The following is a 16,626-nucleotide window of genomic DNA, read 5'->3' on the forward strand; positions in this document are numbered from 1 at the left end:
TCAGTCCTTCTTTTCAGTAAGAATTGGATCTAAAAGATTGTGACGTCTAAATCGCGTCATAAAACTATGCCCCTGAAATTTTCCTACTTCTGGCGCCCAGAAAATATTCCGCTGTTGGTCGCGAAAGGTGGGATGACTTAGGGCTAACATGTTAGAGATGCTTGTGATCATCCAAATGTCGTCGTCACGCACGAAATGCCGAAGCTGACTAATATGCTTTGCGCGTATACCGATAATTCTATCTAATATGTGCACTAAATCTTTGGCTTGGTGATTAAGATCGTAATCACTGACTTTTCCATCCCATGCGCGAAGAAGACGTCGGGCACTGCGAAGGATCGTTAGCTCGCGGATATTAGAGGGACTGCTGACGTTTTCTAAAATGCTTTTCAAGGCTGCCTTGGAAAGTTGCCAGCGCATGGTGCCGTGAAGTTCAGGATAAACACCAAGTTCAGCGGGCATATAAAAACGGATGTAGTTATCTATTCCAGAGCGTTCTGCGAAAAATTCTTTGAAATCATTTTCAAATTCTTTGCGGGTGCAATAATTATCAAACATTGAAATGTTAATGATAACTTCCAACTCTTTAAAATTTCGTCCTCCTTTTTCGGGAGTTCCTTCTAAATTAATGCTGGTGTATTGTCCTTCGCCCCAAAAGTTACCGACGAAATTAAAGGCACTATCAAACCTTCCGGTCGTTGTTTTTTCAGTCCAGACTCTGCCAAAGGATCTGTCATAGGCGCGATTTTTATGGGCTAGTATAACTGGCTGTCCATTGGCCTCAACAGCATTTACGCCAGTGTCGGAACCGTAATTCCAAAAAACCGCACCTAATTGAAAGTGTTTACTTCGAGATAGATCATTAAGTTCATGGGGTGTAATAAGCTTGTCTAATGAATTGAAGTCGTTATGAATTAAGGCTGTGTCAAAAGCTTCTTGTAAGTGCATCTGTCCTTGTTCTGTTTCATTTAAAGTGTCTACACGATAAAGACGGTAAGTTCTTTTTGCTCGGGTGGCGCGAGCATGGGCTGCTAAACGTAAATAAGTTCTAACATCAAGACCGCTTTGTATTGCTGCTGTTTTTATGTGATCGGTGGATACTTCCAATAAGGTGTCATGGGGTTTGGCGAAATATATCGTTTTAATCGCTGAAATGCTTAAACCTAAAAGAGCTGCGTCAATCTGAATGTCATCAATTATTTTGGTTTTGGATTTGCCAATGGAAGCGCCGATCGAATGAGTAACAAAAAGCTGTTCGCCGGTTCTTAAATTGCGACGAATTTCATAAATACTAAAAGGATTCAACAGTGCAAAGAAACGTTTTGTCCCAGTTTCTTGCAAAGTTGATACGCTATGAAAATATTCAAAAGTGTAAGTGTAATACAAACCCAGGGGAGTGGTGATGCGATCAGAGACTAAGCCAATTGGAAGGCTGATGCTGATTTTATCTTGTAGTAAATAACGCTTTTGCCCAGGCCCTAGTTCGGGGTTGACGCTCACGGCACGGGAAGCAGCAAAAGAAAATCCGCCCTGAACATCCACCGTTCCTATATCGATAACGAAATTTCCTTTTCCGTGGGTCGCGGGATTAAAAAGTTCTAAAAACTTATTTTGGAGTTTGTTAATGCCTAAGGCGATGACTGCCTGAAATGGGGTAAAACTTTTTCCTAGAATCGGTAATGTGTTTCCGGGTATTTCCTGTGCTCCTTCTTTAAGAAGTCCCTGTTCATTGATATATTGTTGAAACCTGGCGGCAAGTTCGGAATGGGTAAGTACACGGTGAGGTCTGAACCCTTCTTCGTAAAGGTCAAAATCCATCATCATTTTATTGAGGCGCGATTTAAATTTCTCTGCATACAAAGCACTGACCGGAGCAGGGAATCCTGAAGCTGCCATTATGCTATCTATTTGCCAGGTCTGAATTCTTGCCATTCGGCGCGCAAGCCATTTAACATCACTATAGGTCGTGTCTTTCCAAGTGCGATGATCAAATAGTGATAGCCACCATAAATGGACTTTGTCGTTATAGACCTTCGTAAATTCCCACGGAAACATATTCACTGTGCCGACATATCCAAGGAAATCCGGAAGAAATGAAATTCCTAAAGATGAACCCGTATCGCTAATAAAAAAGATCGGCAGCCATCCTTTGACTGGATCTCTGATGGCATCGACCCGGGATTGATATTCGTATTCGTCCTGCAAAGCGATCAAGGCGTTGTACAAAACCATCGCACGGTATTCGCGGCGATTGCGCAAACCGTTGTCCCCCATACGGAAAGGACCCATCTTGCGATAGTCCTCTTTGTCAGGATAAGCTTCAAGGGCCACGTTTTTTAAAATCACCGCGTTTTCGCCATGAATTCGTTCAATATGAGTCATGGCGGTGCTCATCTGTAAGCCGTGAATCGTTCGCCACTCTGAAAGAAAGTGTTCAAAGGTGGTATCGCCCAGTTCTAATTTTATTTGTGATCTGAATGTCGTGGGATTAGCAGGATAACCGATAATTCTAGCCAAGTGATTTACGGCCGGGGTGACATAGGCTTCTCGGCCCACTCTAAGAGTGACATCTTTCTTCTTAGGCTTTCCTTTTTTAGTTAGCTCTGATTCGTCAAACCAATGGGTTTTAAATTTTATGGTTCCATTTCCCATACGTTCATAGTGAAAGACGGGAAGTAAGTCTGACTTTGGCGGGAAAAATCTTTTGCCAAAATAAACTTCATTCGCAGGATCATAATCCTCCACTTCATTGTCAGTCCAAATTGGGGAAGAGGGTGGATTTAATGTTGAAATATCAAGACCGCGGCGACGGGCTTGTAGCAATGTTTTCTGGTCGGCGAAACTTCCGTTTAATAACAAGTTGCTCGCTTGAGTTTGGCTAGAATCATCAATTGCAAATTCAAAAAAGTTTTCTCCCCAATTCTTTATATTTTCTTTTACTTTGGTGAACATATTCATCGGATAAGGGGTATATCCAGCCGCGAAAAACAGTAGAACAGTTTCAACTTTTTCGTGGATTTGTTGAGCCGTCATTCTGGAGTGGTTGGCTTTTAAATCCCGGGTGTGTTCCAAAGCGAAAATGATCGGAGCTATAGCCTCTGCTTCTTCGTGTTGTGCTTCAGTACCTTCTTTTTCAGCTCTGTCATTTTCATAACCATGGGTAAATATTAAATTGGTTTTGCGATTCAATTTCGCTGAGTCCATCAGTAAACTTTTATGGTGCTCTAAAAAGCGAATCAGTTTTCCGAGTTTTTCTGAATCTATGTTTCCGTTGGTATAAAAGTAAGTCTGTCGATATTTATTTAAAGATAAATCGTGGCCCGAAGTTATCATTCCTTCGGAAGTCGAATAGGGGCTAGTCGCCCACAATAGACAAGGTAAAAGCAACTGTAATATCGTGATGCTTAAAATTCTCATCAATTCCTCTTAATTTCTGGATAGGCGAATAACCGTAGAGGAATGGTAAATTGAAGGCTAATTGCAAATCTGTCTGGACAGTTATTTACTGGTAATCCACATTTTCGTTCGAATCACGATAGCCTGAATAGAAAGATTTCAGAACAATCTGGCTTGAAAATAGGTAGTGAAAACAGGTATTTAATTCTTAAAATGCGATTTTGAGCAAGCTACTTAATAACCAGTTGAAAATGATTCTTAATAATTTGGACTTTAAAGGGCGTAGCTACTATAAAGATGGTTTTGAGGTACACCCATGGGTAAAGACGCAGTTCCATTTCTGCCAAGACAACACGACGAAGACATCATCGTTCACGAAGATGAATTCGACGAATCAGAACTTAAGCGCATCATTCGCGCATTAAATCTTAAAGTAACCACTCAACGTATGGCGATTCTTAAAGCTCTTCACGATGGTCGTCGCCATGTGACAGCTCAAGAACTTTATGAAAAGTTAAATAAAAACCATCCTGAAATTGGTTTTGCGACGGTGTACCGCTTTCTTCGCACTTTGACTGAAGGAAGTTTTGTTACTGAAGTTCGCATGGGCGGATTGCCAGCTCGTTATGAACTGACTCCCAAAGGTCACCATGACCATTTAACTTGTGTAAAATGCGGCAAGATCTGTGAGTTCGAAAACAAAGCAATCGAAAGTCTGCAAGAAAAAGTAGCCAACCAATTTGGCTTCACTCTGACTCACCATATTCTTGAACTCTATGGAGTTTGTCCAAGTTGCCAGGCAAAAGGCACTTAAGCTAAAATCACCCCATGACAAAATCATGGGGTCTTTTTTTATCTGCACTTCTTTTTTCTTTAAACGTTTACGCGGCTGAAGCGGATTCACCAGTTATCAATCCTCCGCACAGGGATAAAAACCCCCACGGCATCAAGCCTTCGCGCTGTTCTTGGGTGCAAGAGGGTAACTATGAAGAATGCAATTATTTAGATAACTCTGGTCCCGTCAGATTTTTATTTAGAAACTACGGACCCAATCGCATCGTTTCTAAAGCGCCGTCCCGTTCCCGCGAATGGAGTTTTAATTTCGCCGGAAACGCGCGCCAAGATTTAAGCTTTTCCATCACCGATATGCCAAACGGTACGGTGAGCTTAACTCAAGAAAGTATATTCCATTTATTCCCCCGAAAAACCCTGCCGCATATTCGCACTGAAGATAACAAACACTATGTGACTTTGCCGACAGGTGAAGTGGTTGTTTTCAACGCGCAAACAAAAGAAGTTCTTGGGGGAGTGATCAGTGAAGATGGTCCTATGACTTCTGGTGTGCGGGCTTTGGCGCCGGCAAAAATCACTTATAAAGGCACGGGTGTAATGGTTCGTGCAAATCAGCGTGGAGCAGATCCTCGTTTGGGAAGTAGTACTGCGAAGATCACCAAAGGAAGTAAGTCCTGCCAAGTACAGCTAAAAGAACTTTGGCCGGATCAAAATCAAGACTCTGCCGTGCATTTTCGTTTTGCTACGGATGCGGAATTTGATGCTTTCTTAAAACGTCGGTGCGGCTTCGGTATTTAGCATTAAAATGTGTGGAACAGTGCATTTCTTGGGCTGGACCTTGCGGCGGGTGTTGTCCTCATCCTAGAATGAGGACTTATGGCACAAGCTGAAGATGGAATCATAGTAAAGGGTGCAAAAGAGCACAATCTTAAGAACGTCAGCGTTACTATTCCGCGCAATAAGATCACGGTTTTTACCGGCTTAAGCGGCAGTGGAAAATCGTCTTTGGCATTTGATACAGTGTACGCTGAAGGCCAACGTCGTTACGTCGAAAGCTTGTCAGCCTATGCTCGTAACTTTCTAGAGCAGCTTAAGAAACCAGAAGTCGATTCCATCACAGGTTTGTCGCCAGCCATCGCCATCGATCAAAAGTCAGTCAGTTTAAATCCTCGTTCAACCGTAGGAACGGTGACTGAAATTTACGATTACTTGCGTTTATTATACGCCAAAGTGGGCGTGTCTGAATGTCCTACGCATCATATTCCGGTGACCAGCCAGACGCCTCAGCAAATTATCGACGATGTGTTTAAGAAAAGCATGGGCACAAAGTTTTACGTGCTTGCGCCCATGGCTTCTGGAAAAAAAGGGGAGTTCTTAGCAGAGTTCCAACGCTGGGCTAAAAAAGGATTCGTTAAAGCCAAAGTCGACGGCAAGATGATTGAGCTAGATAAAGCTAGCAAACTTGCAAAAACGAAAACCCACGATATAGACTTGGTCATCGATCAGTTAATTTTAAAAGACAGCTTAAAACTGCGCTTGTCAGAATCGATCAACACCTCTTTATCCATGGCCAACGGACGAGTGATCATCGAAACTTTGAATGGTGAACGCACAGCTTACTCTTTGCATTCAGCTTGTCCCATTTGCGGTTTCAGTTTCCCAGAAGTGGAACCACGCTTATTCAGTTTTAATAATCCCCGTGGCGCCTGTGAAACTTGCCACGGTCTTGGTACCATTGACCTTGAAGAAGAAGAACAATTTTCTGAAGGTGAAGTGGGCGGTAAGAAATTAGAAAAAGTCGTCTACAAATATAAAGGCAAAAAAACTTCGGAAGAAGATGACGAAGACGGCGAAGAAATGGATTTATCAGCCTGTCCTGATTGCCATGGTTCACGTCTTAAACCTGAAGCTTTAAATATTAAAGTCGGTGAAAAAACCATTTCAGAACTTTCTGATATGGGCACGGTTGAATTGCGCGAATGGCTTTCTAAGCTTTCTTGGAAATCCAAAGACCAACTGGTCGCAGAAAAAATCGTAAAACAAATCATGGCGCGCTTAGATTATTTGGTGCGCGTTGGGACGGGCTATCTTTCCTTAAGTCGTCCATCACGAACCTTATCGGGTGGAGAAGCTCAGCGTATTCGTCTGGCGACCCAAGTGGGTTCATCATTGATTGGCGTTCTTTATGTTATGGATGAACCAAGTATCGGTCTTCATCCTAGGGATCATCATCGTCTTCTAGGAATTATCGGTGAATTGAAAGATCGTGGAAACACCATCTTGTTGGTTGAACATGATGAAGACACCATCCGTTTTGCTGACTTTGTCGTGGATCTAGGTCCGCGTGCTGGTGTTCTTGGTGGCGAAAAAATGGCCCAGGGAACTCCCGATGAACTTGCTGCGAATCCAAACTCGTTAACAGGCAAATACCTCAGCGGTGAAGTGCGCATCCCAGTTCCCAAAGAGCGTCGCAAAGGAACCGGTGAATTCGTAAAATTAATTGGTGCCACTGGCAACAATCTGCAAAACGTAAACTTAGAAATTCCACTGGGAACTTTCACTGCTGTCACTGGGGTTTCCGGATCTGGCAAAAGTACGCTTATCATTGATACTCTTTATAAAATTCTTGCCCAACATTTTTATAAAGCGTCAGCCCAACCTTCACCTTATAAAAAAATTGAGGGCCTTGATAAGATTGATAAAGTCATTGATATCAATCAGCGTCCCATTGGGCGAACACCTCGTTCAACGCCGGCAACCTATGTAGGTCTTTTTCCGATGATCAGGGATTTGTTTGCAAATTTACCTGATTCAAAACTTCGTGGTTACGAGCCAGGCCGCTTTAGTTTTAACGTCAAGGGCGGACGCTGTGAAACCTGCCTAGGGCATGGTCAAATCAGGGTCGAGATGCATTTCCTAAGTGACGTTTTCGTGACTTGCGATACGTGCCTGGGACGCAGATACAACCGTGAAACTTTAAACATCAAATATAAAAACAAATCCATCGCTGATGTTTTAGAAATGAGCGTGGAAGAGGCCTTAGAATTCTTCCGCAATCATCAACAAATTTATCGCAAACTTGATACTCTTCACCGCGTGGGCCTTGATTATATGACCTTGGGGCAAAGTTCGACCACCCTTTCAGGCGGTGAAGCGCAACGGGTGAAGCTTTCTAAAGAACTTTCCCGCAGGGGCACTGGCAAGACGTTATACATCTTAGATGAACCCACAACAGGTTTGCATTTTGATGACGTCAGAAAACTAGTAGAACTGATCCAAGAGCTGACGGATCAAGGCAACACCTTGCTGGTGATTGAACACAGCATGGAGGTTGTGAAGGCTGCGGATCACGTGATTGATCTAGGTCCTGATGGCGGTAAGCACGGTGGTCAGATCGTGGCGACGGGAACTCCGGAACAAGTTGCTAAAGTCGCGCGCAGTGAAACCGGCAAGTTTTTAAAGCCCGTTTTAAAATAATCACAGTAAGAAGTTAGATCCTGTGGGATATGCTTGTGTTTTAGGCATTTCACATTGCAATCGCGCTGTGCGCCGTGTTTTTCTTTGATCTTTGGCTATTTATCGTCAACTTTAGTTTTCATGAAATATTTTACGACCTCATTTATTTTTACAATTCTAGGTTTGATCGCGTCTTTCTTTGTGGGCCAGTACTATGGCGGCACAGTGGGCGCAGGTCTGCAGGCTCTTTTCATTGCCACTGTTCTGGCGGTGCTTGAAGTGTCCCTTTCATTTGATAATGCCATTGTGAATGCGGTGGTTTTAAAACAAATGACCCCGGTGTGGCGTAAGCGCTTTCTAACTTGGGGTATGTTGATCGCGGTTTTCGGAATGCGTTTGGTGTTTCCTCTCGCGATCGTGACTTTCATCGCCCACGTCAATCCTTGGGAAGCGTTGGTGATGGCAGCGACTCGCCCCGACGAATACGCAAACCTAATGCTATCAGCTCACTTGGAAGTTTCAGCCTTCGGTGGAGCTTTCTTACTGATGGTGGCACTAAAATACTTCTATGATGAAAGCAAAGAACTTCACTGGATTCCATTTCTTGAAAAGCCAACAGCCTATCTAGGCAGTAAGGTGGAAGCGATCGAAGTGGCTCTGTGCTTGGTGATTTTTGCAATCATCACTCAGTTCATGCCTTCTGAAAGTGCATTGCCATTCTTAAAAGCCGGTATGGCGGGTTTGATCACTTATGTGATCGTGGATGGTATCGGTTCATGGCTTGAAGCTTCTGATGAAACAATGAAAGACGTTCACCGCGCCAGTGCCGGTATGTTCTTATACCTTGAAGTTCTTGACGCCTCATTCAGCTTTGACGGTGTGGTGGGTGCGTTTGCGATCACTCACAATCTTTTTATCATCATGATCGGTCTAAGCATCGGTGCGTTCTTCGTACGTAGCTTGACGATTATGTTCGTAGAAAAAGAGACTTTAACGAAATTCGCTTTCCTAGAACATGGCGCTTTCTATGCCATCGGTCTTTTAGCGATGATCATGCTATCTAGTCCGTTTGTGCATATTCCAGAATGGTTTACGGGTCTAAGCGGCGCAGTTTTGATTGCGGCGTCGTTTGTGTGGTCTCTGAAGAAGGCTCCCAAAGAATCTGCAGAATAGCGGCTACCATAATTAAAGCGGCGCCGGTCATTTGAAACGGACTTAGGCGCTCGCTTAATAGCAAATATCCAAACAGCGCGGCAAACGGGGATTCCAACAGGAATAACATGCTTGCCGTTGAATCCGACAAAATCTTCTGCGTTCTGACCTGCAGATAAAAAGCAATCACGCTTGAAGCAATTCCCAAAACAGCAATGCCGATCCACGCTAAGTTATCAGAACTTTGATAAGTCACTTTTTCCTGAAAAAATAGAAGCGGAGTTAAAACAACCAAGCACCACATGGATTGGAAGTTGTTAAAACGAAAAGCATTACCCACATGCGGGGAAGTTCTGCCGATATAAATAATATGAAAAGCGGCAATCAGCGAACAACCAATGGTCCAAAGATCTCCGACATTGATGCCGGCAAGATTCGCATCCATCAGAACAAACGTTCCTGCTAAAGCGACAAACACCAGAACATAATTTTTCCAGTTGCTGGGGGATTTAAAGAACCAGGCGTTTAGTATGGGAACAATTATAACGTAAAGACTTGTTAAGAATCCGCTCTTAGTCGCGGTCGTATATTTTAATCCGATGGTTTGTAACAGCAACATCGTTGCTAATAAGAATCCGGCAGGGAAGGCGCGAAAGAGTTCTTCACGGATCGTAGTGAAGTTGGCTCCTTTGGCGGCGAAATACATGATCTCGCCTACAAAGACCGCCACAATAAATCGATAAACTAAAATTTCAGCGGGAGTAAATGCCTTCAGCGCCCAGGCCGTGGCGACAAAGCCGAAGCCCCAGAGAAGCCCAGCAAAGATCAACTCTAGGGCGGCTCTGGGTTTAGTCAAACGCTTCTGACCAAATGCGGGTCTTATCGATGCCGTCAACCTCGATAAGTTGATGTTTTACTTCTTTGATCATTCCACCGTTACCGCAAAGGTAGAACGTCGTCGGGATATTTTTGTAGTCAAATTCAGAAAGGAAGTTTTGCACGTAACCTTTTTTACCTTTCCAGTCATCCTGCGGGCGACTTAGGACGAACTCAAATTTGAAATCTTTAAGTTCTTGTTCTAATGCTGCCATTTCTTTTTCATAGTACATATCTTTTTCAGTTCGCACGCCGAACAACATGCGATAACGCAGATTCGGGTACTGTTCTTTTTTAGAAAGCAGATAGCAGATATGTTGAGAAAGACCAGTGCCAGTATTTAGGAATACGATTTGTTCTGTTGGTGGTTCTTGGAAGAATACTTTTCCGAAAGGACCTGTGAAGTTGATCAGCTCACCACCCTTCAAGCTCCAAACGAAAGTCGAGGCGATGCCGTTTTCAACGTATTTAAACAACAATCTAAAGCCATTAGTGATGCGGTCGTCAGATGCAATTGAATAAGCACGCAAGACAGGTTTTGCTTCGCCTTGAGGAACGTTCAACATCACGAACTGACCAGCTCTAAATTTAAATTCTTGGGGAGTTTCTGCTTGCAGAACCAACTCACGCACTCCAGGGGTGTGATCGATAATTTCGGTGACTCTCATGTGGTAAACGGTACGGGCGGCAGACATAAATCTCCTTGTCATTACATCAAGGGATTAATAATCCGAAAAACCCAGACAGTCCAATGTTTTAGCTTGTTCTTTCACTCGCATTCCCTAAAATGTAAACATATGGAACATCAGCGAGGAAGAATCGTGAATATTGCGCAGCATCTGGTACTTTCCATTCTTTTATCATTTAGTTCTCAGGCTCTAGCACAGGAAAAAGCGGAGGAGAAAGCAGCCCCGGCGGCCGCCGAAACCGCAAGTCAGGAAGAAGTTCCTGCTCCGCAAAGATCTTTGCTCAAAACCGCAGCAACTAAAAACTTCAGCAAGCCGCTTTATTTTGATCAATTGGATAACGGAGTGATCTTGCCTCCGATGGAGCTTGAGTATGACTTAAGCGACGGGAAAAATTTAAAGATCGGAAACGTCACTTTAAACGAAAAAAACTTTTTCTTCGCCCTTTTACCTTTGGGTAAAACTCACTCGCAGTTAAACCAAGTTCTTGGCAGCAGCGAGGCAGCAAAAGTGGCATTGATCATGTCATGGCCCCAATCGCTGATGTCCCATGGAACCTTAGAGATGATTTCACGCACGGGCACCGTGCTATGGACTTATTCATTTACAAAAGAAGATCAAGCCAACTGGGCAAAGCAACTTGAAGACTGGCGCAAAGGACTTGTTAGCAAAGGTGTTCCAGCAAAAGCTTTGCGTGGTGGTATCTTTGCTTCCCAATATGCTATTCAGGATGTTGAGTCCGTGAAAGCGCCGTTCTGGGGGCAAAAGGAAGCGTTTCGCTTCTGTGTGACGCAAACTACGGGTAACAACTCGACAAAAATTTGCTCGCAACGCTATGGTGCAAAATCTTCTGGTAAAAATGTCGTGATGGGAAAAATGCGTCAAGATCCGGTCGCTCCGCGGGTGTTGGTGCAGAACGAAGAAGCAAAGCCGAAGGCCTCTGTTCCTGTTGCGGCTGATATGCCAACTTCTTTTTTCGCTGAACTTGCTACGGGTGAATCCTATGAGTTCGTCACTTTGCCAAACAAAGTCGAACTAATGGATATCGCTGACACAAAAAAGTCAGACACTCTTAGAATTGTTGGTTATGATACTCGTCCGATCGGGCGTTCTATTATTTTAAATCCAGATCAATACGGGAAGCTGACTAAGTTGCTGGGATTTGAAGCGACTATCGGGGACCCTCGTAAATTTTGGGCCATGGCTTTAAAAAAGGATGACCCAAAAATATATTTGCCGGGGCAAGGTGGTGGGGTCTTTAAGCAGCGCTTTGAACTAAATGAAATTCCACGTTCGCAAAGCCGCGTTTACTTGCATAACCAAACGCCCGCAGGAACTTACATCGATAACGTGAAACTTTTCGGTCGTAAGCAGCCCGTGGCAGAGGTCAACTCGGAACAGAATTCAGTGGATCTGAATCCGCAGGATCCCGCTGCATTCACTTGGAACTTTAAAGCCACGGAACGTGGTAAAATCAACCGCTCTTACTTGAATGTCACGGCTGACGGCAAAGCTTATAAGTCTTACTATGAAATCTTTAAAGGTTATCCGCGCGAATTGTCGGGTCGTTTTTCAGGCGTGCAAGCGGCAGGCAAGCTGATTATCATGGGCGAAGTCGCCTACAACCAATGGTTTGAAGATCTTTTCGGCTGGCAGAACTATTGGCTGTCTCGTCAACGATGGGGTGCTAGCTTTAAGTACTTCCAATCCTTTAATAAGATGGATGTCAGCACGACAGAAACGGCCGGTATTGCCGTTATGACTCTTGATTTAAAGTGGCGCTATACGCCGGGTTTATGGGGCCGCGATGAAACCGTCGGGGGGATGCTTTCATATCAAAACGTGACCTTCGGTAAAGCCGTAGCACCCATGGTGGGTGCGGGCGCTTTCTGGGCACGCTCAATGCCGAAAGTTTTTGATGATCTATTCAATTTAATCCCACTTATGCGTTATCCAAAATGGGTGGACATGGAATTCATCTATTACGCACTTCCGATGAATGCAAATGTCACACTGAATGCGCCGATGTCGTTAAACTTCCACGGTAAAGTTCTTTGGTCCGAACGTTTTTTCGGTGAAGCTGGATTTGGTATGAAACGTTACGGCTTTACTGATACTTCTGTAAATCAAAAGGCCGAGTTAAACACCTTCTACGGCACAGTGGGATTAGGTATTAACTTCTAATTTTTCCACCAGCTTAAAAGACTAGTCGAATGCCACTTAAAGGGGCCCATCCGGGGCCCCTGTTTAATTCTTAGACAGGCCAGATTCAATATAACCCTTTTTCACCTTGGAGTGCGAATTGCTTAAGTCCATCACGTTGGAAAATTAAAAAAGGACGTTGGATGAAAGCATTAAAACTCTCTTCTTTATTTGTTGCAGGCTTAGTGAGCTCTTTATTAGCGACTGCTGATAAAGCTTATGCGGTCACTGTTAATATGAACACAAAGACGGTGAATGATTCTTTAGTTCAGAATCTTTCCTGCAAAAATCTAAGTGTGGATAATATTTATCGCGCCATCCGCGCCGATGCTTTCGATGCTAATCGTAATATGCCCATTCAGAATTGGGCTTTTAAATCAGGCATGGCGACCATTGCAGGGTGCTGGGCGCTTTCATCGACCCAACGTATGGTTTCTTATATGGCCCGCTATAACGCCACTGGTGCGCGCAGCATGCAAGAACGTATTCCTGTCGTTTTAGATATGGTCCGCGGTGCAAGAGTAGTTGAAGCTAAAACCAACACCGTTGATGAAAACCGCAATAGACTTTCTGAAGTTAAACTTCCTTATTTTAGTGTCTTCGCCGTTGAAGAAGGCAATCTTCGTGACAGCCGCAACAACTATAATGGTCTTTGGAATAAGCTGATGGATGGATACGATCAAAACGTTGGTGGCTATGTTGTTCGTCGCCACTTCCGTGATGAAATCGAAGCCAACCAAGCAAATCACTTTTTCCGCTTCGGTAATATCGGCATGGGCATGGGCTCGGGCAAACGTTCTGAAAGAAAAAATGCTGAAACAGTCGAACAAATCATTCGTAATGCCAGTGGGAAGCGTTTAACTTTGATCAATTTGCGCGCGGGTCGCACATTGCAACACATCGTAATGGTGAAGTCTTTTAAGCGCCTTAGTAACAACATTATCGATTTTACAGTTTATGATTCTAATGCTCCAGAGCGTGACTGGTCCGTGTTCTATAACGGTCGCTCTGGTCAGTTCTATGCTCCTGATGTTGTCGATCGCATCGGTGCAATTGAAACAAAAGCCTTGGGAGTTTTCGTGGTTGATGAAGAAGAGCGCGGTAAGTTAGAGTCGGCGATGCTGGCTTTTTATAAGGCTCTTTGTAAGTAAGCCATCAAGGTCTAAAGACGCAAAACCCGCAGCAATTGCGGGTTTACGCGCTTAAGGAAGATGTAACCGGAGACCCTTATGTCTTTAAAAATAGTCATATTGTGCGCCCTTTGCCTTATGGTGCTTTCTATTGCATCTGCATAATACTTTTCCCTAAGTGGTTGCAGAACGCCCCCACTTCTTCTTCAGCCTCCCGAGTCATGAACCCATTTCTGCCGCAATTTTCTTCAAAATACCCCAACGGTGTCAAAAAAGTTGGTACCACTTTTTGCAAAGTAGGGATTCGCAATCGGACTGGTGTCGGATTTGACTATCTTAATTTGACCTCTTAGGCCCCGGGCTTTTAAGAGGAGGGAAAAATGGGGAGAACCACATGAACCAAAATATGAAAAATGGCTTAAGACTTTTCGTTGCAACTGTAGTCGCTACAAGCTTTGCTGCCTGCGGTGGCGGAGGCGGTGGAGGCGGCGGTGGTGGAGGCCAAGTCGTTTATTATCCTTACGAAACTGTTTACGGTGACATCTGTCATACACAAGAAGCCTCACCAGGCTGTACGTTCCTAGAATCTAATGGTCAAAGAATTAAAGTGACGGATGATCCTCACTACGGTCGTTCGGGACACGGGTCTGATGATCTTTGGTATGTCGAATTTGATTCTAGCGGTAAAGCGGCTGTTTACAATGATCTTGGTCAATTCCAATACTACGCTGGTGTTCATGAATTCGCAGGATACGTGGGTGGTAACACGATCGGTGTTGGTACAACGGGTCTTCACTGGGAAGATGTGACTAACGGGACATACTGGCTAGGTAAAAATGGCGTTCTTTACAGCGCAAATTCTGGTGAAGGAAATTACGGTCAGGCGATCAATGATGAAGCCTCTAGCGAAGCCTCAGACACGAATTTCGCAGCTTTAAATTCAGACGCTAATAAACAACTTGTGAAAATGGCTTCCCAAAAGCTAATGAACGAATACGGTTTCAAACAAGACAAAGCTGTGGCAGTGGCGTCCGCTTTGAATTCTTGGGCTGTAGCGGCGGCGGATCGTGGAGCAACTTCAGAAAAAGATATGGATAAAACTTTCAAGGCTGTATTCGGTGTTCAGTTCTCTGATGCTTTAGCAGCGGTGAAAGACCTTTCATTGGGTGATAAAGCAGCGATGCAAGATCTTACAAACAGATCTGCCTCAGCACTTGGATTGAAACCTCACCAAGCGCAAAAATTCATGAAAGGCATGTATAAAAAGGCGTTAGCGAACTGGGGTTATGACGACGCTTCATTCTCTTGGTAGTTTCAAAATAAAAAAGATTACTCAGAATAAAAGGGGCCACTTCGGTGGCCTTTTTTATTTTTTTGTCAGGGTTGATTCTTTGCTGTCTTAAGGTTTGTTTTTTGTCATTTTGTGGCTTAGAACGCCCGCTGGTCGCTATTTTCAGGATTAAATGATCCTTGTAAACATGTCCGTGTGTTATCGTAGGTGTATGCGTTTATTGTTTCTTTGTTTTTTATTCTTTCCAGTTCTGACGTTTGCTCAGGGCAAAATTCTTAGGCTTGCAGTGCCTGAAGGATCGCGTGCGCTGGTGTCTTTTCAACAGTTAGAACGTCTGTATCGCATCGCCGGGAAAGTGAATGGCGTCCAATTTGAATTTGTTCAAACACCGATGAAACGCGCAAAAATGCTTATTCAATCAGGCGATCTTGACGGGGAGCTTTTACGCAAAAGAAGCGATGATCACAATCAATTGATCTATTCGCACAAGCCCATCGGTCATTCCATTTTTCGAGTGGTGTATTTAAGAACAAATAAAGTTTTCGACGAAGCGAACTTGACTAAGTTTCGAGGACTTAAAATTCTAAATAATGATTCTACCGCCGATGAAGAAAAAAAGCGGGGCTTGAGTCTTATTGAAGTTCCGACAATTCAAGCGGCATTAAAGATGTTGGACGCAAAACGGGTTGATTTCGTTATCATTTCTGAAAGCGCCATTGATGCATTAAACCTGGATGAAAGCTATTCAACGTCACGCAGTTTTTATGATCGCGTGCCTTTGCACTTGGTTTTAAATAAAAAGCACAAAGATTTAATGGCGGGACTTGAAGGGGCGATTCAGCAAGAATATAACTTGAATCGCCAAGAATACGGTCACTTACATAAGTTCATCGATTAGGCGCTGGCTAGAAGTATCCTAGCAAGCCCAAACTTGCTTTAAAGCCCGTCGTAGTTGTTGAGGCATCTCCCGTAAGTTTTCCATATAAATAGCCACCATCAATTCTAAAGCCCACATTGCTGCCGGTAGGAAACCACTTCGCGAACAAACCACCAAAGAAGGTCATGACAGTGGAAGCGTTAGATCCGTCATTATACTGCCCGAATGTTCCAGCGCCTCCAGCGCCATAAATAAAAGCTTCGCCAGGAGTATTTGCAATCAAGTTGTAGTCAAAAAAACCACCGCCGCTGATCAAAGTTGTCGTGGTAGCGCCTTCTGCATCAGAAGTGTAGGACCCTAATGGGCCAAATTCATAGGAGCCATGATTCCAACCAAAGCGCGCAGTTAAAGAAATGTCCATTTCATTTTCAGCTCCCGATGTGTCAGATTTTAGGCTTTGAATCAAACCTTCGATACTGATGACGTAATTTCTTGAAGACGTTGTGACCGATGATTCACCGAATTCATCAGGTGCAAGTTCATAAACGCGGCCTGATTCAAGGGTGGCACCCGAAAATTCAACGACAGCTTGCTTGCCCTTTACTTTGCGAACTTTGATCTTTTGTGCGTAAGTTGCGGAACAAAAACTGAAAACGGCTAGGGCCAGTAAATACTTTTTCATAACCACCTTTTTGATTTCGGATGCTCATTAAAAGTCTTTCAACGCTTAATAGTGATGTCAACGGGAAGTTGTCTCAAGATGAGACG

12 protein-coding genes are annotated in these 16,626 nt (G+C 43.9%); 8 read left to right on the forward strand and 4 right to left on the reverse strand.

Features of this window, described 5'->3' with window-relative positions:
* Positions 1-3,417 carry a hypothetical protein gene (locus MNR06_RS01735; RefSeq protein ID WP_243538259.1) on the reverse strand — a complete coding sequence of 1,139 codons (3,417 nt, stop codon included), beginning with the start codon at positions 3,415-3,417 and terminating at the stop codon, positions 1-3.
* A 295-nt stretch (positions 3,418-3,712) separates the two neighbouring features.
* Here MNR06_RS01735 and MNR06_RS01740 point away from each other — a divergent pair, with 295 nt between their 5' ends.
* From MNR06_RS01740 to MNR06_RS01755, 4 genes are all read left to right on the forward strand, one after another.
* Positions 3,713-4,210: a Fur family transcriptional regulator gene (locus MNR06_RS01740; RefSeq protein WP_243538261.1), complete on the forward strand. Its 498-nt coding sequence runs from the start codon at positions 3,713-3,715 to the stop codon at positions 4,208-4,210.
* Between the two features lie 14 nt (positions 4,211-4,224).
* Positions 4,225-4,986 (forward strand): hypothetical protein, encoded by a 762-nt coding sequence (locus MNR06_RS01745; RefSeq protein ID WP_243538270.1) that lies wholly within the window; start codon positions 4,225-4,227, stop codon positions 4,984-4,986.
* 78 nt (positions 4,987-5,064) lie between these two features.
* Positions 5,065-7,665 (forward strand): excinuclease ABC subunit UvrA, encoded by a 2,601-nt coding sequence (gene uvrA / locus MNR06_RS01750; RefSeq protein WP_243538272.1) that lies wholly within the window; start codon positions 5,065-5,067, stop codon positions 7,663-7,665.
* A gap of 120 nt (positions 7,666-7,785) precedes the next feature.
* Positions 7,786-8,817 carry a DUF475 domain-containing protein gene (locus tag MNR06_RS01755; RefSeq protein ID WP_243538275.1) on the forward strand — a complete coding sequence of 344 codons (1,032 nt, stop codon included), beginning with the start codon at positions 7,786-7,788 and terminating at the stop codon, positions 8,815-8,817.
* Here the strand turns inward: MNR06_RS01755 and MNR06_RS01760 are convergent.
* Complete coding sequence (locus tag MNR06_RS01760) at positions 8,735-9,652, reverse strand: DMT family transporter (protein WP_243538277.1); 918 nt, start codon at positions 9,650-9,652, stop codon at positions 8,735-8,737. The genes MNR06_RS01755 and MNR06_RS01760 overlap by 83 nt on opposite strands.
* Positions 9,645-10,367 carry an FAD-binding oxidoreductase gene (locus MNR06_RS01765; protein WP_243538279.1) on the reverse strand — a complete coding sequence of 241 codons (723 nt, stop codon included), beginning with the start codon at positions 10,365-10,367 and terminating at the stop codon, positions 9,645-9,647. The genes MNR06_RS01760 and MNR06_RS01765 overlap by 8 nt, the downstream gene beginning before the upstream one ends.
* A gap of 102 nt (positions 10,368-10,469) precedes the next feature.
* Between MNR06_RS01765 and MNR06_RS01770 the strand changes: the two genes are divergently transcribed.
* From MNR06_RS01770 to MNR06_RS01785, 4 genes are all read left to right on the forward strand, one after another.
* Positions 10,470-12,542 carry a hypothetical protein gene (locus MNR06_RS01770; RefSeq protein ID WP_243538280.1) on the forward strand — a complete coding sequence of 691 codons (2,073 nt, stop codon included), beginning with the start codon at positions 10,470-10,472 and terminating at the stop codon, positions 12,540-12,542.
* A gap of 161 nt (positions 12,543-12,703) precedes the next feature.
* Positions 12,704-13,711 carry a hypothetical protein gene (locus MNR06_RS01775; RefSeq protein ID WP_243538282.1) on the forward strand — a complete coding sequence of 336 codons (1,008 nt, stop codon included), beginning with the start codon at positions 12,704-12,706 and terminating at the stop codon, positions 13,709-13,711.
* A gap of 373 nt (positions 13,712-14,084) precedes the next feature.
* The gene (locus MNR06_RS01780; RefSeq protein WP_243538284.1) at positions 14,085-15,002 is read left to right on the forward strand and encodes a hypothetical protein; all 918 of its coding nucleotides are present in this window, start codon (positions 14,085-14,087) and stop codon (positions 15,000-15,002) included.
* Between the two features lie 190 nt (positions 15,003-15,192).
* A complete protein-coding gene (locus MNR06_RS01785; protein WP_243538286.1) occupies positions 15,193-15,879 on the forward strand; it encodes a type 2 periplasmic-binding domain-containing protein in 687 nt (228 codons plus the stop codon).
* A 7-nt stretch (positions 15,880-15,886) separates the two neighbouring features.
* On the opposite strand, the gene MNR06_RS01790 is transcribed toward MNR06_RS01785, so the two are convergent.
* Positions 15,887-16,540, reverse strand: coding sequence for a hypothetical protein (locus MNR06_RS01790; protein WP_243538287.1), 654 nt, complete (start codon positions 16,538-16,540; stop codon positions 15,887-15,889).
* Between the last annotated feature and the right edge of the window lie 86 nt (positions 16,541-16,626).

The sequence above is a fragment of the Bdellovibrio reynosensis genome (assembly GCF_022814725.1).
In the GTDB taxonomy this organism is placed as follows: Bacteria; Bdellovibrionota; Bdellovibrionia; order Bdellovibrionales; family Bdellovibrionaceae; genus Bdellovibrio; species Bdellovibrio reynosensis.

Bases quoted from the DNA above. Each gene is read 5' to 3' on its own strand.
- MNR06_RS01735 (WP_243538259.1), bottom strand. From the start codon at position 3,417: ATGAGAATTTTAAGCATCACGATATTACAGTTGCTTTTACCTTGTCTA.
- MNR06_RS01740 (WP_243538261.1), top strand. From the start codon at position 3,713: ATGGGTAAAGACGCAGTTCCATTTCTGCCAAGACAACACGACGAAGAC.
- MNR06_RS01745 (WP_243538270.1), top strand. From the start codon at position 4,225: ATGACAAAATCATGGGGTCTTTTTTTATCTGCACTTCTTTTTTCTTTA.
- uvrA (WP_243538272.1), top strand. From the start codon at position 5,065: ATGGCACAAGCTGAAGATGGAATCATAGTAAAGGGTGCAAAAGAGCAC.
- MNR06_RS01755 (WP_243538275.1), top strand. From the start codon at position 7,786: ATGAAATATTTTACGACCTCATTTATTTTTACAATTCTAGGTTTGATC.
- MNR06_RS01765 (WP_243538279.1), bottom strand. From the start codon at position 10,367: ATGTCTGCCGCCCGTACCGTTTACCACATGAGAGTCACCGAAATTATC.
- MNR06_RS01770 (WP_243538280.1), top strand. From the start codon at position 10,470: ATGGAACATCAGCGAGGAAGAATCGTGAATATTGCGCAGCATCTGGTA.
- MNR06_RS01775 (WP_243538282.1), top strand. From the start codon at position 12,704: ATGAAAGCATTAAAACTCTCTTCTTTATTTGTTGCAGGCTTAGTGAGC.
- MNR06_RS01780 (WP_243538284.1), top strand. From the start codon at position 14,085: ATGAACCAAAATATGAAAAATGGCTTAAGACTTTTCGTTGCAACTGTA.
- MNR06_RS01785 (WP_243538286.1), top strand. From the start codon at position 15,193: ATGCGTTTATTGTTTCTTTGTTTTTTATTCTTTCCAGTTCTGACGTTT.
- MNR06_RS01790 (WP_243538287.1), bottom strand. From the start codon at position 16,540: ATGAAAAAGTATTTACTGGCCCTAGCCGTTTTCAGTTTTTGTTCCGCA.